Source organism: Sphingobacterium alkalisoli, assembly GCF_005049105.1.
Lineage (GTDB): Bacteria > Bacteroidota > Bacteroidia > Sphingobacteriales > Sphingobacteriaceae > Sphingobacterium > Sphingobacterium alkalisoli.
Window position 1 is genome coordinate 607664 of the sequence record NZ_SUKA01000002.1, and the last position, 21043, is coordinate 628706.

The window sequence follows — 21043 nt, forward strand, 5'->3', positions numbered from 1 at the left end:
TTTGCCCTTTTACTTTTTATGATGACGATCAACGAAACACAAGACGAATTAATTGAAGATTTTTCCTTCTATCAAGATTGGATGGAGAAATATGAATATATTATTCAATTGGGCAAGGAACTGCCATTGATTAAAGAAGAATATAAACAAGACCAGTTCATTATTAAGGGGTGCCAATCAAAAGTTTGGTTGTATCCTGAATTGAAAGAAGGTAAACTATATTTTACAGCGGATAGTGATGCGGTGATTACGAAAGGTTTAGTTAGTTTGATGGTAAAAGTGTTGTCCGGACATACGCCAAAGGAAATAGTGGATACTGATTTATATTTTATCGATAATATCGGTCTAAAGGAACATTTATCGCCAACCAGAGCAAACGGACTATTATCAATGGTTAAACAGATGAAATTGTATGCAATAGCCCTGTACGCGAAACATAACTAACACCAATAGTTACTTTTAAGGTATGGCTATACTTATCGTTGTAGCTGCTATCTCTTCATCAAAGAATACTTTAGCTTTTTCCTCGAAGTCCGTCGCATTATCTGTCGTATAAAAAAGTGAATTGCCTCCTTTACTACATATCTGTTCAACTTCCGGATGACGAGTTAGGTAATTGGAGAGGCTATTTGCCACAAGCTCTCCCTGAGCTAGTATAGTAACTCCTTGCGGTACATATCGCTGAATAACCGGTAGTAGCAACGGGTAATGTGTACAAGCGAGTACTAATGTGTCGATATCTGCTGACTGCGATAATATTTCACGGATATCTTTCTCCACAAAGTATGCAGCACCTTCACTTTGAATTTCGTTATTCTCCACCAAAGGAACCCAGAAAGGACAGGCGTGTTGGTAAACTGCTATGTTAGGGAAAAACTTTTGAATTTCGATTTTATAAGACTCCGACAACACTGTGCCGGGAGTCGCTAGAATTCCTATTTTGTTTGTTTTTGTATATTTATTAATCTGTTCAGTAGTAGGTCTGATTACACCCAAAACCTTTTTTCCAGGCGGAAGGTCTTTTTGTTGTATAGTGCGTAATGCTTTAGCAGACGCGGTATTACAGGCCAATATAACTAGATTACATCCCAAATCAAATAGCTTAAAAACACACTCTTTTGTAAACTCATATACAGTTTCGAAGGATCGGGTGCCGTAGGGCACGCGAGCGTTATCTCCCAAATATATATAGTCGTATTGCGGAAGTTGTTTGTGTATTTCTTTGAATACGGTCAAGCCACCGTAACCAGAATCAAAAATGCCTATTGGACCGCTTGTGCTCATAATATAAAAAGTGATTTAGGGAATAAAACCTAAATCGCTTTTACGATCATGGAGATTATTCCCTAATTATGTAAGCAAAGATGGTTTTTCTTTATAAGTTTTCCATAATAATTCTCCAAATAATGTGTTGGCCCATGCGAACCAGTGACGTGTGAATTTTTTTGGATCATCTTTGTGAAAAGATTCATGCATAAATCCAGTATCACCATGGGTCTTTGCGAGTGTTTGAATACATTCACGAATCTCATTATCATCGATAGATGTAAAAGCACGCATTGTAATCGCCATAGGCCAAATCATATCACGGCCGATATGTGGGCCACCTATCCCTTCGGCTGCTGTTCCCTTAAAGAAGAATGGGTTTTTTTCAGAAAGGATGAATTTACGTGTGCGTTGGTATACTTCATCGTTTACATCAAGTGCTCCTAAGTAAGGTAGCGCTAGCAGAGAAGGGACATTTGCGTCGTCCATCATCAGGTAACTGCCGAATCCATCAACTTCGAATGCATACACGCGACCATGGTTAGGGTGGTCTATAATGCCATACGTTTTCACAGCCTCTTCGACTTCATTAGCGAGTGAAAGCATCTTCTCTGCTAGCCCACTATTATTTTTTATGCCTTTTAATATTTCTGCAGCTTGTCTTAAACTACTGATGGCAAATAAATTTGAAGGTATTAAGAATGGAAAAATGCTACAATCGTCAGATGGTCTGAAACTCGAGCAGATTAGTCCCACAGGATTTACAGGGTAACCGTAACCGTCCACTTGAAGCGTATCGCTACCTCGTGCTGTTGTACGTTCAAATTTATAGGGTCCCAAACTATCCTTACGTTGTTGCTCGACGAATGTTTTGTAGGTGTTTTCCTGCGCGCGTAACCAATCCGCGTCGAAAGGAGTAACATCGCTGGTTTCTTTCCAATAAGCATAGGCTAATCGGATCGGATAGCATAAAGAATCAATTTCCCATTTACGTTCGTGAATTCCAGGTTTCATATCCGTATGATCTGTAAACCATTCTCCCTTTTTATGAGGATCGTTGTAAAAGGCGTTGGCGTAAGGATCAATATTTATACATTGGGATTGTTTATTAATTAACCCAAGGATGAGACTTTGCAGGTTTTTGTCTTTTTTCATAAACTGCAAATAGGGCCACACCTGTGCGCTACTATCCCTTAACCACATGGCGTCAATATCTCCTGTGATAACATACGTTAATTTTTTTGATGCAGTAGATTCATCATAAATTGTGGTATCTAAGGTGTTCGGAAAGCAATTGTTAAATAGCCAACCAAGTTCCTTATTGGATACTTTTTTCTGAAATTCAAGAATAGCATCTTCGACGACTTGGCTCTTAAAATGTCTTTTATCCTTTGCTACCCTAACTGTAGGATAGTTTAATTCGGCAAAAGAGAGCTTACTTGCGAGCACACCTGCACCCAATAATCCGGAATTTTGAAGAAAAGTTCTGCGTTTCATATGTGTATAATTATGTTTTTGATTTGCCATATGAAATGCCCATGCATTTTGAGCTCATCGAAGGCCGCAATGGATATTTCATTTTATTTATCGCAATGTTTATAATGTTGTAAACTAGCACAAGATGCGATTTATTTTTGAGAAACAAAAAGAAAAAACGTTTTAGCATACAATTAATTCATTTATTCTGTTAATAATATAAATTGATTTACTTTTGCGTATACTTTAGGTATAGAATTTGATATTCTGAATAACTTTTAATTGTATTATTTTTATGAAGCTTAGCTTACGTTTCTTATCCTGTTGCCTGTTTTCAATGGTACTATGTGGCGTTTCTAATTTGGTCGCCCAAGTAAAAAATCAACCTTACTCATACCAACACAGCCAAAAATACAATGAAATTCTGTATAATCCAGATACACGGCTTCATACCTCTTCTAAACCTTTTCTCTTTCGAAACGAATTGTTGGTGAAGTATGATTCTTTAACCAGTGCACACACGGTTTCTTCCGATAACTGGTTTATGCGTAAAATATTTAACGAACATTTGGTAGAGGTGAACAAAGAGGATCATACCTTCTATTTGGATTTTTTACCCGATTTTCAAATTGGCTCTGAATTGATAGACAGCGAAAAAAGAACAACTTGGCTGAATACCCGCGGATTGCAGGCAGGGTTAACTATTAAAGATAAGTTTACCTTCTATGCCAACGTGTTTGAGAACCAAGGCGTATTTCCAAACTATTTAGACGACTACATGAATGTAAATAACGTCATTCCAGGGCAGGGTACAGTCGAAAATTTATCCAATCATAAGAAAGATTGGATGTACGCAACAGCTAGCTTGGCTTATGATTTCAGTGAGTACTTTCAAGTCACCTTGGCATACGATAAAAACCATATTGGAGATGGTTATCGATCAATGCTTTTGTCCGATTTTTCTTCTAATTACACCCATTTAAAATTTACAGGTAATATAGGCAATGTACAATATACGTCCATTTGGGCGTATATGTTAGACCCTAAAAATCCGAGAAGAGACTCTCTGGATTCCGGGGGGCGGTTTGGAGATGGAATCAAATGGGGAGCCTTTCAATATTTGGACTATAATGTCAATAATCGTTTATCGATCGGATTATTCCAATCGGTCATATGGTCGAACGCTAACCAAGCAGGACACCGAGGGTTTGATTTTGGTTATATGCATCCAGGTATTTTATTAAGACCCGTCGAATCGACCAATTCAACTTCTCCCGATAAAATGTTTATGGGATTAAATGCTAAGTATAAGGTTCTTAAAAATGCAACAGCCTATGGACAATTTTTGTTGGGTGAGTTCACTGCAAAAGAGTTTTTTGGCGGAAACGGCTATGCACATAATAAATGGGGGGTGCAATTAGGAGTTAGGGGCTATGACACCTTCGGAATACGAAATTTGAATTTTTTAGCGGAATATAACGTAGCTCGCCCCTATACTTACCAACATTTTGTTTCTATTTCTAATTATAGCAATCACGGAGAGCCCCTAGCTCATCCGCGAGGAGCAAATTTTCACGAAGTGTTGGGTATAGCAAATTACTCATGGGATCGGTTTGATTTTTCATTACAAGGGGTTTATAGTCGCTTTGGTACAGATCCAGCTGATGGAACCAACATGGGAGGAGATATTTTTCAATCCTATAATACGTTACCCAACCTACATGGCAATTCTATTGGGCAGGGAGTAGAGAATAACCTGTATTACGCAGATGCAAAGGCTGCCTATGTACTAAATCCCAAGTATAATCTTCGTTTTGAGGTAGGGTATACGCAGAGATTTAGATATATAGAAGATCAAACTGCGCAAAAATCAGGTGTCATCTCGGTAGGACTTCGGTCAAGTTTCCGTAATTTCTATGGTGATATGTAAATTGATAATAGGTATATTTACATCTCATAAACATATTTATTGATGAAAAAAATACTGATTCTCAATGGTCCAAATTTGAATCTTTTAGGTGTTCGGGAAAAAGGGATCTATGGAAACCAATCGTTTGAAGAATATTTCGAAACGCTTAAATCGCAATATACAAAGATTGATTTGACATATTTTCAGGATAATAACGAAGGAGCGATCATCGATAAATTACATGAAGTTGGCTTTGCTTATACTGGAATAGTATTGAATGCCGGGGCGTATACGCATACATCAATCGCCATTGCAGATGCTATTGCTGCTATCACTACGCCTGTAGTCGAGATTCATATATCTAATGTGCATCAACGCGAAGAATTTCGACATCATTCCTATCTTTCAAAAAATTGTAAAGGTGTAATTTTGGGCTTTGGCCTAGATAGTTATCGTTTAGCAATCGAAAGCTTTTTATAAATTTACTTCAACATGCTTGCTTACATATAGGTGTAGACCTAAGGAAATTACCGCACATCCACACATGACCGAAAGCATGGGATATGCTGTGTCGTTATGAAAGTAACTTACTAAACCGGAAGTCAACGCTCCGATTCCCATTTGAATACAACCTAAGAGGGCAGAGGCACTTCCAGCTAGAGCTTTGAAAGGAGAAAGCGCGATTGCAGAAGTATTCGGGAAAATAAACCCATGGCCAAAAAGATATAGAAATATGAGTCCAAGCATAAGGGGGAATGTCATTGTGTTTGTTACTAATCCCATAACCATAAGCACGCCTACAATAGATTGCCAAAGGTTAGCTACTTTGCTGATTTGAGCACTATTCCATTTTTTTAGTAATCTACGGTTTAACTGCGTTGCCACGACCATTGCAGATGCTACAAATGCAAATGCAAGACCATATTCCCGTTGTGTCAGTCCGTAAAACTGTTGCATTACGAAAGATGAGCCTGCTAAATAACCATACATACCTGCGGAAGCAATCGAACCAATGAAACAGTAAGAAAGGAATGTTCTGTTGGTGAAAACCTCCCAATACTTGCCGGTAATAGCCTTGGGCTTGAGTGAAAAGGCTTTGTCACCGGCATACGATTCCGGTAAAAAGAAATAGGTGCTCAGAAATATTAGTACCGCAATAACACAAAGTGTCAAAAAGATGTAATGCCAATCTAGATGGCTTAACAAAAAAGCTCCAACACTTGGTGCCAGTATAGGGGAAATCGCAATAACGAGCATGAGCAAACTAAAAACCCGGGCGGATTCTCTTGGCTCGTAATAATCCTGTACCATAGCTCTTGATGCAACCATCCCCGCACAACTTCCTAAAGCCTGTAAGAAGCGAAGAAAAATTAGGTGTTCGATATCTCTTGTAAAAAGGCAAAGTAACGTCGTACCTATATAAATCGCTAAACCGACCAACAGCGGTCTTTTACGCCCGTATTTATCCAGCAGTGGCCCATAAATCAGTTGACCGATCGCAATACCTACGAAGAAACTGGTAAGTGACAGTTGTACATTTTCAACGGTGGTCGAGAAATCGTTTGCAATGGTATGAAATGCGGGGAGATACATATCAATGGAAAACGGGCCAAGAGCGGCCAGTAGCCCTAAAATAAACAGCGTAAGCGTTCTATTGGATTGGAGTTTGTGCATAGATCAAATTCTTGAAAAAAATACGGCTCTTCAAATGAAGAGCCGAGTGCTTAAGATTTTTTTGACTTTTCTTTTGGTTTTCGAAATATCAGATATAGGCCCACAAGGATGAAAGGTATGCTTAACACCTGTCCCATGTTAAAGGTCATGTCATTCTCAAAAGCTTCTTGATTTTCTTTGAAAAATTCGATAATAAATCGAATGACAAATAAAACCACCAAAAATATACCAAATAATAAGCCACGCTTTGAACGTTGATTCTTTTGGTACATGACCCACAGAAGAGCAAATAACAAGATATAGCCGATTGCTTCGTATAACTGAGCTGGATGCCGAGGTAGCATATTCAGATGTTCCGGTCGAAGTCCGGCATTTTCAAAAACTACAGCCCAAGGTAAGGTCGGATCTGCTGGTTTTCCCAAGATCTCAGAATTGAAAAAGTTCCCAATACGTATAAAAGCGCCGGCAACAGGCACCACTAATACCAACTTATCTGCAATCCATAAGAAATCTGTTTTTGTTTTCCGAGCGTACATATACAGCGCGATCAATATACCGATTGCACCTCCATGAGAAGCTAACCCCATAAAACCAGTTAATTCCCAACTTCCGTCTATTTTTCGAAATGGCAATATCATTTCCAGTGGGTGCTGGATGTAATAGTTGAACTCGTAAAATAAACAGTGACCAATACGTGCGCCGATTAATGTCCCCAAGAAAATATAAATTGTTAATTTATCGAGATCCTCTTGGGATTTCCCTTCACGCTTGAAAACTTTAAGCATCAAGAAATAGGAGACTGCAAACGCCAACAGCCAACATAAGGAATAATACCTTAGTCCAAATGAACCAATTTTGAATATTTCTTGATCAATATTCCAATGAATTACATTAAAAATAAAATCCATAAATTAAATTTTGAGATGTAAAGATAAGCTTATAATTTTATTTTAAAGACCCGACCGTAGTATCTTCAGATTATATTTTTGGATTAGCTGAATAATTTTTATTTTGTGACCAAACAATAGATTACGATGGCAAAAAAAAGTAGTAAAGAAGAAGGTACACATCAAACTGTGGTTACCACGAAATCATTAGCATTTTTTGAAAAGTATATTAATAACCCGTCTCCAACAGGATTCGAATGGGAAGGGCAACGATTGTGGCTTGACTATTTAAAACCTTATGTAGATAAGACGTATATCGATAACTACGGAACGGCAGTCGGTATTATAAACCCCGATGCAAAATATAAAGTAGTCATTGAAGCTCATGCAGACGAAATTTCCTGGTTTGTGAACTATATTACGGGCGACGGATTGATTTATGTGATACGAAATGGTGGTTCCGATCATCAAATTGCGCCCTCCAAACGTGTAAACATCCATACAGACAAGGGGATTGTAAAGGCTGTTTTTGGATGGCCCGCGATTCATACCCGATCGGGCGAGAAAGAAGAAGGACCTTCCATAAAAAATATCTTTTTGGACTGTGGGTGTACGTCAAAAGAGGAGGTAGAGGCATTGGGGATCCATGTGGGTTCGGTCGTAACTTATGAAGATGAGTTTATGGTTCTAAACGACCGTTATTATGTAGGACGAGCACTAGACAATCGTGCCGGTGGTTTTATGATCGCTGAAGTAGCTCGTTTACTGAAAGAAAATAAGAAGAAGTTGCCTTTTGGTTTGTACGTGGTTAATTCCGTGCAAGAGGAGATCGGGCTTCGCGGAGCTGAGATGATCGCTGATTATATTAAGCCAAATGTAGCTATTGTGACAGATGTGACTCACGATACACAAACACCGATGATTAATAAGATTACTCAAGGAGATCTAGCGTGTGGTAAAGGTCCTGTTGTATCTTACGCCCCGGCGGTACAAATTAATCTCAATAGATTATTAATTTCAGTAGCTCACGAGCACAATATCCCGTTCCAGCGTCAAGCTTCATCACGGTTTACGGGAACAGATACTGATGCGTTTGCATATTCCAATGGAGGTGTTCCGTCGGCATTAATTTCGTTGCCGCTACGGTATATGCATACCACTGTGGAGATGATCCACAAGGACGACGTCGACAATGTCATCCGTTTGATTTATGAAACGGTATTAACAATACAAAAGGATCAAGATTTCCGTACCTTTAGCAACTAATATTTATTGATATAATCATGAATGATAACAATCAAAATAATCCGGATAACAACGAAATCAGTATTGAGTTAAGCGAAGAGACCGCAGAGGGCATTTATTCCAATTTGGCTATTATAACCCATTCCAATACAGAATTTGTAGTAGATTTCATTCGTATTATGCCGGGAGTGCCGAAAGCCAAAGTGAAGTCGAGGATTATCCTCACTCCTGAACATGCGAAACGTCTATTGGGAGCTCTGCAGGACAATGTTAATCGCTTCGAAAAGCAAAATGGTGTTATAGATTCCAGAGACGTTCCCTTTCCGCTTAATTTTGGAGGACCAAAAGGAGAAGCCTAAAGCAACAAAATTTATGGATATTAATGTTCGAGTATTAACAAAAAAGGATTATTCCGATTTAAAGAAATCAATGACGGAAGCCTATCAGGGTTCTGGTGAAATTTGGACACGGGAAAATATAGTGGATTTGATTGATTTATTTCCAGAAGGTCAGTTGTGCGTTGAGGTAGACGGGAGGGTGGTAGCCTGTGCCTTGTCGATTATCTTGAACTCTAAAAAATCTAATATCTTTGACAGCTATTACGAAATAATTGATGATGGAAAATTTTTCAAACATGATGATGAGGGTGATACACTATATGGAATAGAAGTTTTTGTTCATCCTGAATATCGCTCGCTTCGACTCGGACGCCGATTGTACGATTCGAGAAAGGAACTATGTGAACAGATGAATTTGAAAAGTATCGTTGCAGGCGGACGGATCCCCAATTATCATAACTATTCGGACGAAATCAGTCCACGTGTATATATCGACCGGGTCAAACGGAAAGAAATTTACGATCCCACACTAACCTTCCAGTTATCGAATGATTTTCATGTAAAGAAGATCTTAAAACACTATTTACCTGAAGATAAGGAATCGATGGAATTCGCTACTCTATTGGAATGGAATAATATTTACTACGAACCAGACGTGAAGTCGCCTTCAGCAACGAAGCAGGCCATACGTTTGGGACTGGTACAGTGGCAAATGCGATTGTTTAAAGACCTTGAAGAATTCTACGATCAGGTAGAGTTTTTTGTTGATGCAGTTAGCGACTATGGGTCGGATTTTGTCCTTTTCCCTGAGTTTTTCAATACACCCTTAATGCGTCCTTACAATGAAATGCCTGAACGGATGGCAATGGAGAAGTTAGCGGAACACACTAAGGAAATTATTCAGAAAATCCAACAATTTGCAGTATCTTATAATATAAACATCATTGCTGGTTCTATGCCATTGTATGAGCGAAATAAATTGTACAATGTATCCTACCTATGCCACCGAAATGGACAACTAGATTCCTTTAAGAAAGTACACATTACACCAAATGAGTCTAAATATTATGGTATGGTAGGAGGAAATGAAGTAAAAGTTTTTGATACGGATTGTGGTAAGGTGGGCTTACTTATTTGTTATGATGTTGAATTTCCTGAGCTAGGAAGAATTTTAGCGGATCAAGGGATGCAAATCCTCTTTGTTCCTTTCATGACTGATACACAGAATGGGTATATGCGTGTCAGGGCTTGCGCACAGGCCCGAGCCATAGAAAACGAGTGCTATGTTGCAATTGCAGGCTCAGTAGGCAACCTACCCAGGGTCAATAACATGGATATCCAGTATTCGCAATCGGCAGTCTTTACACCGTCTGATTTTGCGTTTCCGAATAACGCCATAAAAGCAGAAGCAACACCGAATACAGAAATGGTATTAATTGCCGATGTTGATTTATATGCTTTAAGAGACCTACATGAATATGGAACGGTGAAAATATTGAAGGATAGGAGATTGGATTTGTATTCGGTTACCCTGCTTAAATAGATTATAAGCTTAACAATGTCATTTGTCCTTGAAATGGCATTGTTAAGCTTAAACATATCATACTAAACGGAAAAACTCTCTCCACATGCACAGGTACGGGAAGCATTGGGGTTATGAAATTCAAATCCTTTACCGTTTAACCCGTCTGAATAATCTAATTCTGTTCCGGCCAAATAAAGATACGACTTAATATCTAAGCAGATTTTTATCCCTTTATCTTCAAAAAATTGGTCACCCTTTTTTTCTTCGTTATCAAAGTCCAATTTGTACGATAGTCCCGAACATCCTCCACTCTCAACTGCAACACGAACAAAATAGCTTTGATCGTAGCTTTCAGCTTCGAGTATAGTGAGAATGCGCTCTTTTGCTTTATCAGTAATAGTTACCATATGTTGTTCTTAAGAATAGTGTCTTACAAATTTCGACATTTAATTTGCTTTTCTCAATAGCTAATCGTTTGTCGATTGTAAAATTATTTAAGCTTTTCCGTTTTGTACAGTTGCCAAAGCGGAGATGAATTTCTAATCTTGGTCACTGCATCTGTTAATTCCTGTATTACAGTGTCTACTTCTGCTTTTGTGTTGTAGCGGCTAAAGCTGAGCCGCAGACTGCAATACGCATCTTCATCAGACAGGTGCATTGCTTTTAGCACATGTGACGGATCCCTATTTCCCGAAACACATGCCGAACCTGATGATAGGGCTATATTAGGTAGGTTTGTCATTAATTCCGATCCTTTTACACCCCTAAATAAGATATTACTGGTATTGGGAATTCGAGGATGACAAATTGCATGAACCCGACATTCATCGATGTGTGCGAGTAGCGACTCTTCAAAGTAATCTCGAAGTGTGCTCGCATTCGTCGAGTAGTCAATCACTTCAAGGGCTTTAGCGAGACCAACAATTCCTGAACTATGATAGGTGCCACCCCGTAGTCCATGTTCCTGGTTTCCACCATGGATAAGAGGTGTGATTTGTATCGGTTTGGACTTCCTCCGGATAAAAAGAGCTCCGATTCCCTTCGGACCATGTAGCTTGTGTCCACTAAAACACACGATATCGATAGGAATGCGCTGTAAATCTAATTTTTCTTTACCGATATATTGTGTAGCGTCACAAAAAAATAAGGTGTCGTTTTGTTGGCAGATTTCAGCTATGTCTTCTATCGGATGTATGATCCCGGTCTCGTTATTTGCAGCCATTAAGCAGACTAAGATCGTACGTTCGTTGATACTACTTCGTAGTAATTGAAGATCTAGTTTGCCATTCGGATCGACAGGGAGATAACTTACAACTGCGCCTTTTTTTTCTAAATATTCACAGGTGTTGAGTACGGCTTTATGTTCCGTCTGGCAGGTGATAATATGATTGCCTTTTAAATGGTATCGTTCAAAGACACCTTTTAAGACCATATTGATAGATTCCGTGGAACCGCTCGTAAACATCATCTCTTTCGGTTTGACATTGAGGTGGTTGGCGACTATTGCTCTTGCACCTTCTACCGCGTGATTGGCACTTCGACCTAGTTTATGCTGAATACTGGAGGCATTTCCATATTCTTCTTTCAAATAGGGGAGGATGGCTTCAAAAACTTCATCTGCGATGTACGTGGTAGCATTGTTGTCCAAATAAATCATAGGATAAAGTTATTTAAATTTTTCGATCTATTTGATAGGGTAGGTTAAGTTCCCCAAACCTTTACACTGGATCAGCTGTTGTATTTTAATCCAAGGAGTTTATTAATACGTAATAACGGTAAGCTACAACGCCTTGCTGTACTTTGCTTAATGTTGATGGATCTTGTTTGCTGTATTTTGGTAATACAGCCTTATTGATATCGTTTAAAAATTTAAATAGGGCTTTTTTCATTTTGCATAGCATTCATTAATAACTAACCCTAAGGTAATGCAATTGTTTTATCTAGTTTTATAATTTTAATATCATACTCCACGTAAAGCTCCTGTAATGCTTCGTGTCAAGGCCTATACAAATTCACTCTAATTACCCTAAAAGCACCGATTATTGCATATCATTTTTTTACCAAAAACAGAGAGTTTATACCGACTTACCTCTATAAACCCTCTATTTAAGCTCTAATAAATCTCTTTTAGTAGTGAAGTCATAGTAAAGCTAATACCTATTTGGCTCCGCTCTTTTATCTATGGAGCACGCTTATTCTTGTCGGTTACGATGCTACTTCAACCTTAAGAATTCTTTTTCTTTGTTCCACGTTAATGCTGTAAATAGTATAGCTAAAGCACAAGCAAATAAGATAGCTTCAAAACAAGCATCCCATCCACTTTTATCAACAAGGGCACCGAGTGCAGCATTTGCCAAAAGATCGCCAATGAAATATCCAAATAAACCGGTCAATCCAGCTGCGGTTCCGGCGGCTTTTTTAGGGACAAGATCTAACGCCTGCACCCCAATAAGCATTACTGGTCCGTAAATTAAAAAACCTATTGCCCATAGCGAGCTGTTTACAATCCATTGGTTTGCGCCCGGAGCTGTCCAGTAAACAAAAACCGCGAGCAATGTAAGGGTCATGTAAATAACAGTAACGGGTGCTCTTCGTCCATTAAAAACTTTGTCACTAAGTACTCCGCATAGTATTGTTCCAGGAATGGCGGCGAGCTCGTAAAATGAAGCAGACCAAGCAGCTTCTGAAGGAGAGAAGTTTTTTGCTTCTTGTAAAAAAGTCGGTGCCCAATTTACTATTCCGTTTCGGACTAAATATACAAAGGCATTAGCAATCGCAATAAACCAAAGTAACCTGTTGTTTAGAACATATTTGAGAAATATTTCTTTTGCACTGAACTCTTTTTCTTGCGAAGAATCATATGTTTTAGGGTAGTCTTTGTTATATTCCTCTATGGGAGGTAGGCCACAGGATTGAGGGGTATCTCTCACCAACAAAATAGAGATAAAAGCGACAATTATTGCAACCAATCCGGGAAAATAAAGCCTAGCCTGCCAGTTCGCAAAAAGTTCAACGCCTAAAATAGTTAAAGGTCCAACAAGGAAACCTCCAACGTTATGTGCTAGGTTCCAAATGGACATTGCCGTGCCTCGTTCTCTAATTGAGTACCAATGCACGACTACGCGTCCGCAGGCCGGCCAGCCCATACCTTGAACCCAACCATTAATAAATAAAAGCGAAAACATGATGGTAATGGATGATGTTGCAAACGAAGATAGCCCCATGAAGATCATCGTAAGCGATGATAATACGAGCCCTGCAGCCAAGAAATAGCGCGCATTACTTCTATCAGAGACATTTCCCATCAAAAATTTGCTTAAGCCATAAGCGATAGACAGGGCAGACATTGCAAAACCTAGTTCGGCTTTTGTATACCCCATTGTGTCCTGCAAGTCTTTGATCGAAAATGAAAAATTTTTACGTACGAAATAATAAGCAGCATATCCTAGAAAGATACCTACGAAAACTTGCAATCGCATTCGCTTATATTCACCGTCAATACGATGTGTCGGCATTTGCGTCTTGTGAGCTGCCGGCTTGAAAATATTTAACATTTGCGTTTTTAAAATAAATTTGGATAGTCACTAATAATTCCGTCTACATTTAAGTCCATCAAATTTTGGATGTCTTTTTTTGTGTTTACCGTCCAAGGAATCACTTTAATACCTCGGTTATGCGCTTGCATGATGAATTCCGTATTAACGAGTTGGTAATTAGGACTGATGATAAATGGTGTAAAGCCTAATTCTTCGACGAGCTCATCAATTGTTTTAGTATTTTTCGCATCGATTAGGTAAGAGGTTTTAATCTGCGGATAAGTTTTATTGATATATTGGATCGTCATTTTGTCAAATGACTGAATAACTGTCCGGGGAGCAATTCCTTTTTCAATGACGACTTCTAAAACGAGATCAGAAAATTCTTGGGGTGCGGGGTGGTAGACGTGATATTTGTCATTTTTGCTTTTAGTCTCGATATTATAATACATGGGAGCCTTACGCTTCAATTTGGCGTACGCCTCGGCTTCATCGATCAACGTGCTGAGCAATGAAATTTGTGTTTTAATTTTTTTCTGATCGGGAAAGTCCACATAATATTTTGAGCCAATATCAAATCTTTCCAATTCAGGCCAAGTATAATGGTAAATTAAGCCTTTATTATCTTGTCCTTTGAGTTCTTTCCCATTGATATACTGTACAAATTTTGGGTTTAGGTAATGATCATGGTACACCACCACCTTTTTGTCTTTGGTGATATGACAATCCATTTCCAGTGTTGTCACCTTTGAAAGGTCAATAGCTGTCTTCATAGCGCCAATTGAGTTTTCCGGATACAATCCGCGAGCCCCACGGTGGCCTTCGTAAGAGAATCTAGGAAATTCTGATTTGGGACTTCTTTGCACTTGACAATTTGTGAGAATGGTGGCTATAGCAACTGAGAATAGGATGATGATTTTTTTTTCCATGTTTAAAATTATTATTTTATGTTGAGGGTTTCTTCATAATTATTACCAAAACGATCCATGACAACTATTTTAACTGTTTTCGCATTAGACTGCGTAAAAAATAGATGTTCGGTACGCTTGGGTTCGACCCAACCTCTGCGGTCGGCAGGAAGATCTTCTCCTTTATATAGTTTCAAAGTTAGTTCATCATATCCTTTTATTTGTTCTAGCGCACCCATGTAAACACCATCGGCATACCAGGTAACCTGCCACTGCGGGTCGTAGTTCCATACATTGACAGTAATACGATTCATGCCGTGGTTTAGTTGTTGAACATGGGATCTGAATTGATAGGTATGGTCACGACCAATGGATTTGTAATGCCACGTTACTTTGGAACCATTTATTTCAAATACACCGTATCCGCGGGGCGTGCCGTCCGCACAAACCGGCCCTGTCCACCAGGCACCACATAGAGAAGCATGGGTGTGTTCGTATATTTGCTGGTCAACGTGATTAGTGTTGGTATGTGTATGTCCAGACAGAATATGAACCTGTTCAAATTCGGTTAGTAGCGCATACAGCTCTTCCCGGTTTTTAATACCACTATAGATAGGAATGTGTGCGCTGATAATTAGGACATGATCTTTTGGTACATACTTGAGGTCCTTTTGTAACCAATTTAGTTGGTCGTCGCTGATATGTCCATCGTATTCTTTAATGTTCTTATAACGCACATTGTCTAACACAATATAGTGTACCTGTCCTCGGTTAAAAGAATAATAGGTTGGGCCGAAATAATTCTTAAATAAGCTGTTAGCATCAGATTCTTCCTTAGTAATCTCATTTTTGTCATGGTTTCCGACTACCTGGAAAAAGGGAATTCCTATTTTTGTTATTGCCTCTTGGTATTTTGTCCACATTTTAGGATTGTCCCATATGGAGTCACCAAGGCTGATGCCATGAAACTTCTCTTTAGAAGTGGACTGTAGATATTGGGTGATATCTAGTATTGACTCTTCTTCGAGTTGGTTCGCATCTTCGGCAACTCTAATTTGTGGGTCGCCTAGTGCAAGAAAGAAATGATTGGTATCGTCAAAAGTGTTTTTTTTGAGTTCGAAATTGTAGTTCCTATTTGTTACAGAAAGATAGATTGCAGCAAAACCATCTACATGTTCTATCTGATAACCTGCAGGGGTAGAAATAAAGATATATTCTGCATTTTTGTTGCTCGCTAGCGCATACCTTCCTTTCTTGTCTGTCACTGTAGTGTTGTATCCGTCAGATATGACGGTGTCGGCGATGCCTTTTCCGGAGCTTCTTATTCGACCTTTAATAAGCTTCCCTTTATCTAGAGGTTGTATGGTTCCAAAAGCGCGGCCTGATAGATAAAGTCCGCCTACTAGTAAACTGGTCGATTTTAGAAATTCTCTTCTGTTCATTTTAATAATTAACGCATGGAGTAATTGAATGCTTTGGGCCTTTCCATAGTTTCGGAGTAAATATTTCCAAAGTCGTCTTCCACGGTTATCTCCAATGTCGACGTTGCACTTGATGCTTGAATTAAAAACATATGAGCAGTATTGTTGGTTATAAAAGAACTTGTTGGATCTGCATTTACGTTAAGACGTTGTGTATCGTACGAGATAATATGCAATGGATCTTTTTTTCGAACGCGCATATAAGGGAGCTCATTTCCATTTTCGGTAACGGTGATTTTCCAATTGTCTTGGTAGCCCCAGATGTTCAGTAGCACTTGGTTGTCATCTTTTTCAGTAGCGTATTCTCCTGCGAATCCGGCGACTTTGTCTTTAAATGCCGCACTTGCGTTTGGCGTGTGTATACTGGCATTGATAAGAACTTTGTTCAGATCATATGATCTGAACTGATAGTCTTTTTCGAATCCTATGCTTTTATAGTATAGCTTTTGGTTTTTTTCTTCTGCTTCCAGCACAGCATAGCCACCCGGACTACCGTCTTTGCAGATATGGTTCCCTGCATAGCCACTTCTTCCAGTCCACCACCAAGTAGCGCTTACGGCACCAATGTTGTACTCCATAATATTCGAACTAGGCTGTTGAACGCGATAGTTGACGTGGTAATGACCAGTGAGTACTTTGACATTATTGAACGCAGCTAGTTCACTTATGAATTTGTCGCCGTTTTCTAAAACGATGTTAGATGTACCGCTTGCATTAGGATTGGAATACAACGGAACATGCATAGCAACTACGATTGGAGTAGACTTGTCAGTGATATAAGCCAAGTCTTTTTGCAACCAATCGAGTTGTTCCGATACAAGGATGCTGTTGTATTCTCTATCACCAATAACTCCGTTTGATCCTCCCATGTTGGTGTAAACCATATTATCTAAGATCACGTAGTGCACCTTGCCGATGTTGACAGAGTAGTAAGTTGGACCCATAAAATTCCGGTAGGGTGATGATGCCTGCCAATCGTTGAAGGCAACATATGGGTCATAATCGTGGTTTCCAATAACATTGTAAATTGGGAATTCTACATCTTTTATAATTTGTAGGTATTCTGCTAGTTTAAAATTGTTGGCATACCAATATTGATCCCAGGATTGGTCACCCAACGTCAGCCCATAGAACTTCTTGCCCTGACTTTCGTAATATGCGAATGTTTCATTAATATCTGTTAAAAAATTACTTTGAAACTGTGCGATATCATCATTTCTATTGGCCAAGTGTATATCCGCTAGAAATGCAACGACATGGTTTTCGTTATTTACAGGGAACAGTTCAAAATCTCGGATTTCAGCGTCCGATGTTATGCCTGTCAAGGTTTTGAAAAATCGAGGTATTGTATTGGTTACAGAGACTTCATAATTCGACGGAACCGATATAAATACATAGCCATTTTTCTTTGTTGAAGGCAGATAATAAATGCCATTTGCATCTGTTTTCGTCAATACTTCCCCATCAGAAACAACAACGTCTGCTATGCCCTTTCCGGCAGCAAACACGGTCCCTTTCACAGTCATGCCATCTTGATCGGGAATATCAGGGTTAAATACAAAGTTAACGAACGTTTTGCCGATCAGCTGGTTCAACTCTCCTCGCTTTATCCTGATATCATAGGCTCCATCTTTCAAACCCTCCACTAATGTCAGAACCAACCCGCTTTCTGTCAATGTACCGACAGGTAACTCCACTGTCTCGCCCTGACCACCTTTCGGGACGAAGGATATTATATCCTCCGAGAGGAAGCCTATTCCACCAAGGTTTATTTCTGTTCCCCCGCTTTTAATATTATACACATAAGGGATACTGATATGTGTTACAGGAATTGTGGTTGCAATCTTATCTTCTACACCTATGGCTAAATCACTTTTGCAGGCATTGGTCAAGACTGTTATTAACAGGCTAATGATAATTAACGCCAAAAAATTATATTTTTTCATCATATTTTTATTTTATATAACCATTAATAGCTTCTGAAAATAGAGATATCATCCATCCCGAGTCTTCCGTTAGGATTAGAATTCGTATTAGCCCCAATGCCCTTCTTATTTACTCTGAATCGCACGGGGCCTTCAATATCCATTAAGAACACAGCCTGTTTGCTATCTAGACTTTCGGATGTCTTGTGTGCATCTTTGATGGGGTCGCCTATCTGTTGCCAGTTTACACCGCCGTCCTGCGAATATTCCAAAGTAAATGTACTAGAGTTGTCGGTATAATAGGCTCCGTACCATAGTGTTACTTTGGATGCGCCGTTAGGTACATCAAAGTTCATCTGCAAAAGTGCATCCGTACTTAAGCCTTGTTGAAAGCGAACAGCCTTTATACCTGAGATAATGCGGTCACGACCGGCAGTTACGCCCAGTAAACACTGTTGGAAATACCAGGTTCCTGTTGATAGCGTTACATTAGCGTTGGCATAACCGCCTTTTATGGTTTCTGTTTCGAATGTTTCTGGCCACCCGGCATATATCTTACCACTTGGAAAGGCCATCCCGGCATAGTTTTGTAAACGCAGCTGCTTTTTATTTCCATCAATAAAGGCTATACCTCTGAAAGTTGCACTTGGAGCAACAACCTCGTCTGCAAAACTTGCTTGATCGGATGTAAACAGCTCGATTGTTAACGAATCTTGATCCATTAATGTCTTTGTCCCCCTGATTGGTGTCCCAGGAGCAGGCTCTACTTCTAAATCTGCGGTGACATCGATAAACGTTGATTCGTAATCGTTAAACTTATTTAATAAAACCGAAATGGCGACACCCTTTGAAGTCACGTCGTTTCCCGTATTGATAACAGAAATATCACTTTTTTTTACACCCTTCAAGGTAAGTGGGCCGTTCTTTTTAGTCAATAACGCTCCGGTTAGATTAATTTGTATCGAGTCTCCAAAGTTGTATTTGGCAGCATCTTCTACTTCCAGTAATATACCGCGTTGCTGATTACGCCATACATTTTGAACAGCTATATAGTTAGCAGGGAGATTGTTTCCTGTATGGTCTGATATGACCACGGCTCTTGTATAAGTCGCATCCGTAAGCAGTTTAGTGTCTAGGATAATATCATTTCCTTGAAATACGTTTCTAATCGCATATAAAGAAATCTCAGGATTATTTGTCCCGATCGCATAGTTGGTGTCTTCCTTGATACAGCTAGCGGCTAACAAGGAGAACGATATGCCTATGTATAGTAATACGTTTAATTTTTTCGTTTTCATCCGTGTAATTTTTATCGGTGATGAAATTATCATGATTTATTTAATCCGTTTTCATTTTTGAAATCATGACGGTCCATCTAAATCAATTTCTAGTCTAAAACAGGTTTGGTTGCCACCACATCAGCCCGTTTAGATTATCTCCTCCCAAACGCGCTACGGCTTCTTTGTAGTTGACTGTATTTAAAGACTGGGTGATGAGTGGATAATTTAGTCTCACTGGCATTTTACCGTTATTTTGTACGCCTTCTCCAATATAGTCACTAAAGTCCAATAAACCAGTCCTACGGTACTCATACCATTGCTGGAAATCGGTAAACAACATCGAAAAATACTTCTGAAGATGTACCTTTTGCAGTAATTCTGTGTTGTCGTCAGTAGCTAGGAACCCAATTAGCGGGTTACCGAAATATTCGTCTGGAATTGTCTGATCCCAAAAGCTCATGGAAGCTTGGATGCCGTCTTTATACAATGTCTCGGCATCTTGATTCACATAATTACGCAATGCACATTCTGCCAAGATAAATTTAAGTTCCGCATAGTTCATTATATTGCCCAAACGTGGGTCAGTCATCAAATTCTTGTGTAGGGTTGAGCCGCGTTCAGGTATAGATCCTTCTTTATAGCCAGATTGCATTCCCGCATACACGCCTAAGGTAGCTTCGGTTGCCCATATTTTAAGTCGTGGATCCTGCAAAGCAACTAAATTGTTGATAAAGAAATCTGAATATCCCTTTGTTCCGTTAAAATCAATTTCTCGGGCATTAAAATAGGGGTTGAAGTAGGGTTGCTGGTTCGTAAAACGCAGTACAGCGGAATCATCATTGTCTTCCATAAGTGGATATTCTGATGGATTAATGTCCACGATCTCCTTTATTTTGGTGGCGGCGTTCAGTTCAGGTTTATGAGCCACGCGAAGCAGCAGTCGCAGATATAAGGTATTTCCGAATTTCCGCCATTTTTCCGGATCGGTATTGAAAATTGGATCCAGTATTCCTTTATCCCCAGTCACGGCATCTGATGTGTTCAGCAGTTGATTTGCTTGTTCTAATTTCAGAAATAGATTACGATAAATTTCTTCCTGTCTTTCAAAAATAGGAGTCGTATTCTGTTCGCTGTATCCCTTATTACTTTCATAATAGGGGATATCACCGAACATGTCGGTCAACAAGGAATAAACCCACGCTTCCAATACTAAAGAAATTCCCTGATATATTTTGTAACCCGCCTGTTGTTGTTCGCCGGCACTCTTATACATATCTTTTATGTTCGTTAACTCTATATACCAGCTTCTCCACATGTATTCGCTTTCTGACGGTCGAACAAGATAGCGATGAAATTCTAGGTTGTCGTTTGTCGTAACGGTGACCTGTGTGAACTCGTTGTTCATCCGCATATTTCGATTGATATTAGCCGTGACTAATTTATATACGGCAGGTCCTAATAGACTTTGGGGAGCTACAGTAGCCGATTCGTTGGGATTAGTATTGATTTCTACGAAATCTTGACAACTGCTTAGCCCACCAAGGCCTAATGTCGCCATTAATATGATTGATTTTAAATTCGTTTTCATGTTGC

At 39.2% G+C, this 21043-nt stretch carries 18 protein-coding genes; 6 read left to right on the forward strand and 12 right to left on the reverse strand.

The features are described 5' to 3' along the window. Positions 1 to 18: 18 nt before the first annotated feature. Positions 19 to 444, forward strand: coding sequence for a SufE family protein (locus tag FAZ19_RS08320; RefSeq protein WP_229707380.1), 426 nt, complete (start codon positions 19 to 21; stop codon positions 442 to 444). A 15-nt stretch (positions 445 to 459) separates the two neighbouring features. Here FAZ19_RS08320 and murI read toward each other — a convergent pair whose 3' ends face one another. Then, positions 460 to 1284, reverse strand: coding sequence for a glutamate racemase (gene murI / locus FAZ19_RS08325; RefSeq protein ID WP_136820246.1), 825 nt, complete (start codon positions 1282 to 1284; stop codon positions 460 to 462). 66 nt (positions 1285 to 1350) lie between these two features. Then, entirely contained in the window at positions 1351 to 2763 is a 1413-nt protein-coding gene (locus tag FAZ19_RS08330) for a glycoside hydrolase family 125 protein (protein WP_136820247.1), read from the reverse strand. A gap of 274 nt (positions 2764 to 3037) precedes the next feature. On the opposite strand from FAZ19_RS08330, the gene FAZ19_RS08335 reads away from it, so the two are divergent. Next, positions 3038 to 4672, forward strand: a complete 1635-nt coding sequence (locus FAZ19_RS08335) for a gliding motility protein RemB (protein WP_136820248.1) — start codon at positions 3038 to 3040, stop codon at positions 4670 to 4672. A gap of 42 nt (positions 4673 to 4714) precedes the next feature. Then, entirely contained in the window at positions 4715 to 5131 is a 417-nt protein-coding gene (gene aroQ, locus FAZ19_RS08340) for a type II 3-dehydroquinate dehydratase (RefSeq protein WP_136820249.1), read from the forward strand. Here the strand turns inward: aroQ and FAZ19_RS08345 are convergent. Both FAZ19_RS08345 and lgt read right to left on the reverse strand, forming a co-directional pair. Beyond that, complete coding sequence (locus FAZ19_RS08345) at positions 5126 to 6325, reverse strand: multidrug effflux MFS transporter (RefSeq protein WP_136820250.1); 1200 nt, start codon at positions 6323 to 6325, stop codon at positions 5126 to 5128. The two genes, aroQ and FAZ19_RS08345, sit on opposite strands and share 6 nt — an antisense overlap. A gap of 50 nt (positions 6326 to 6375) precedes the next feature. Then, a complete protein-coding gene (lgt, locus tag FAZ19_RS08350) occupies positions 6376 to 7233 on the reverse strand; it encodes a prolipoprotein diacylglyceryl transferase (protein ID WP_136820251.1) in 858 nt (285 codons plus the stop codon). Positions 7234 to 7359: 126 nt separating this feature from the next. On the opposite strand from lgt, the gene FAZ19_RS08355 reads away from it, so the two are divergent. The 3 genes from FAZ19_RS08355 to FAZ19_RS08365 are packed head-to-tail and all read left to right on the forward strand — an operon-like array spanning position 7360 to position 10338. Beyond that, entirely contained in the window at positions 7360 to 8478 is a 1119-nt protein-coding gene (locus tag FAZ19_RS08355) for a M42 family metallopeptidase (RefSeq protein WP_136820252.1), read from the forward strand. A gap of 17 nt (positions 8479 to 8495) precedes the next feature. Next, the gene (locus FAZ19_RS08360) at positions 8496 to 8816 is read left to right on the forward strand and encodes a DUF3467 domain-containing protein (RefSeq protein ID WP_136820253.1); all 321 of its coding nucleotides are present in this window, start codon (positions 8496 to 8498) and stop codon (positions 8814 to 8816) included. Positions 8817 to 8829: 13 nt separating this feature from the next. Continuing rightward, on the forward strand, positions 8830 to 10338 hold the full coding sequence (locus tag FAZ19_RS08365; RefSeq protein ID WP_136820254.1) for a carbon-nitrogen hydrolase family protein: 1509 nt from the start codon (positions 8830 to 8832) through the stop codon (positions 10336 to 10338). A 62-nt stretch (positions 10339 to 10400) separates the two neighbouring features. Here the strand turns inward: FAZ19_RS08365 and FAZ19_RS08370 are convergent, their stop codons facing one another. The 8 genes from FAZ19_RS08370 to FAZ19_RS08405 all read right to left on the reverse strand — a co-directional run bounded on the left by FAZ19_RS08370 (position 10401) and on the right by FAZ19_RS08405 (position 21038). Continuing rightward, a complete protein-coding gene (locus FAZ19_RS08370) occupies positions 10401 to 10727 on the reverse strand; it encodes a HesB/IscA family protein (RefSeq protein WP_136820255.1) in 327 nt (108 codons plus the stop codon). Positions 10728 to 10810: 83 nt separating this feature from the next. Continuing rightward, positions 10811 to 11977 carry a cysteine desulfurase family protein gene (locus tag FAZ19_RS08375; RefSeq protein WP_136820256.1) on the reverse strand — a complete coding sequence of 389 codons (1167 nt, stop codon included), beginning with the start codon at positions 11975 to 11977 and terminating at the stop codon, positions 10811 to 10813. Between the two features lie 556 nt (positions 11978 to 12533). Then, a complete protein-coding gene (gene glpT, locus FAZ19_RS08380) occupies positions 12534 to 13874 on the reverse strand; it encodes a glycerol-3-phosphate transporter (protein ID WP_136820257.1) in 1341 nt (446 codons plus the stop codon). A gap of 8 nt (positions 13875 to 13882) precedes the next feature. Beyond that, on the reverse strand, positions 13883 to 14785 hold the full coding sequence (locus tag FAZ19_RS08385; protein ID WP_136820258.1) for a glycerophosphodiester phosphodiesterase family protein: 903 nt from the start codon (positions 14783 to 14785) through the stop codon (positions 13883 to 13885). 11 nt (positions 14786 to 14796) lie between these two features. Next, positions 14797 to 16206: a calcineurin-like phosphoesterase C-terminal domain-containing protein gene (locus tag FAZ19_RS08390; RefSeq protein WP_136820259.1), complete on the reverse strand. Its 1410-nt coding sequence runs from the start codon at positions 16204 to 16206 to the stop codon at positions 14797 to 14799. 8 nt (positions 16207 to 16214) lie between these two features. Continuing rightward, positions 16215 to 18194 carry a calcineurin-like phosphoesterase C-terminal domain-containing protein gene (locus FAZ19_RS08395; RefSeq protein ID WP_136820260.1) on the reverse strand — a complete coding sequence of 660 codons (1980 nt, stop codon included), beginning with the start codon at positions 18192 to 18194 and terminating at the stop codon, positions 16215 to 16217. 20 nt (positions 18195 to 18214) lie between these two features. Further along, positions 18215 to 19468 carry a DUF5689 domain-containing protein gene (locus tag FAZ19_RS08400; protein ID WP_136820261.1) on the reverse strand — a complete coding sequence of 418 codons (1254 nt, stop codon included), beginning with the start codon at positions 19466 to 19468 and terminating at the stop codon, positions 18215 to 18217. A 94-nt stretch (positions 19469 to 19562) separates the two neighbouring features. Continuing rightward, positions 19563 to 21038 (reverse strand): SusD/RagB family nutrient-binding outer membrane lipoprotein, encoded by a 1476-nt coding sequence (locus tag FAZ19_RS08405; protein ID WP_136820262.1) that lies wholly within the window; start codon positions 21036 to 21038, stop codon positions 19563 to 19565. Positions 21039 to 21043 lie beyond the last annotated feature (5 nt).

Coding starts and splice junctions, on each gene's coding strand:
- FAZ19_RS08390 (WP_136820259.1), bottom strand. CDS start 16,206: ATGAACAGAAGAGAATTTCTAAAATCGACCAGTTTACTAGTAGGCGGA.
- lgt (WP_136820251.1), bottom strand. CDS start 7,233: ATGGATTTTATTTTTAATGTAATTCATTGGAATATTGATCAAGAAATA.
- FAZ19_RS08395 (WP_136820260.1), bottom strand. CDS start 18,194: ATGATGAAAAAATATAATTTTTTGGCGTTAATTATCATTAGCCTGTTA.
- FAZ19_RS08335 (WP_136820248.1), top strand. CDS start 3,038: ATGAAGCTTAGCTTACGTTTCTTATCCTGTTGCCTGTTTTCAATGGTA.
- aroQ (WP_136820249.1), top strand. CDS start 4,715: ATGAAAAAAATACTGATTCTCAATGGTCCAAATTTGAATCTTTTAGGT.
- FAZ19_RS08385 (WP_136820258.1), bottom strand. CDS start 14,785: ATGGAAAAAAAAATCATCATCCTATTCTCAGTTGCTATAGCCACCATT.
- FAZ19_RS08345 (WP_136820250.1), bottom strand. CDS start 6,325: ATGCACAAACTCCAATCCAATAGAACGCTTACGCTGTTTATTTTAGGG.
- FAZ19_RS08355 (WP_136820252.1), top strand. CDS start 7,360: ATGGCAAAAAAAAGTAGTAAAGAAGAAGGTACACATCAAACTGTGGTT.
- FAZ19_RS08330 (WP_136820247.1), bottom strand. CDS start 2,763: ATGAAACGCAGAACTTTTCTTCAAAATTCCGGATTATTGGGTGCAGGT.
- glpT (WP_136820257.1), bottom strand. CDS start 13,874: ATGTTAAATATTTTCAAGCCGGCAGCTCACAAGACGCAAATGCCGACA.
- FAZ19_RS08400 (WP_136820261.1), bottom strand. CDS start 19,468: ATGAAAACGAAAAAATTAAACGTATTACTATACATAGGCATATCGTTC.
- FAZ19_RS08370 (WP_136820255.1), bottom strand. CDS start 10,727: ATGGTAACTATTACTGATAAAGCAAAAGAGCGCATTCTCACTATACTC.
- FAZ19_RS08375 (WP_136820256.1), bottom strand. CDS start 11,977: ATGATTTATTTGGACAACAATGCTACCACGTACATCGCAGATGAAGTT.
- murI (WP_136820246.1), bottom strand. CDS start 1,284: ATGAGCACAAGCGGTCCAATAGGCATTTTTGATTCTGGTTACGGTGGC.
- FAZ19_RS08360 (WP_136820253.1), top strand. CDS start 8,496: ATGAATGATAACAATCAAAATAATCCGGATAACAACGAAATCAGTATT.
- FAZ19_RS08320 (WP_229707380.1), top strand. CDS start 19: ATGATGACGATCAACGAAACACAAGACGAATTAATTGAAGATTTTTCC.
- FAZ19_RS08365 (WP_136820254.1), top strand. CDS start 8,830: ATGGATATTAATGTTCGAGTATTAACAAAAAAGGATTATTCCGATTTA.
- FAZ19_RS08405 (WP_136820262.1), bottom strand. CDS start 21,038: ATGAAAACGAATTTAAAATCAATCATATTAATGGCGACATTAGGCCTT.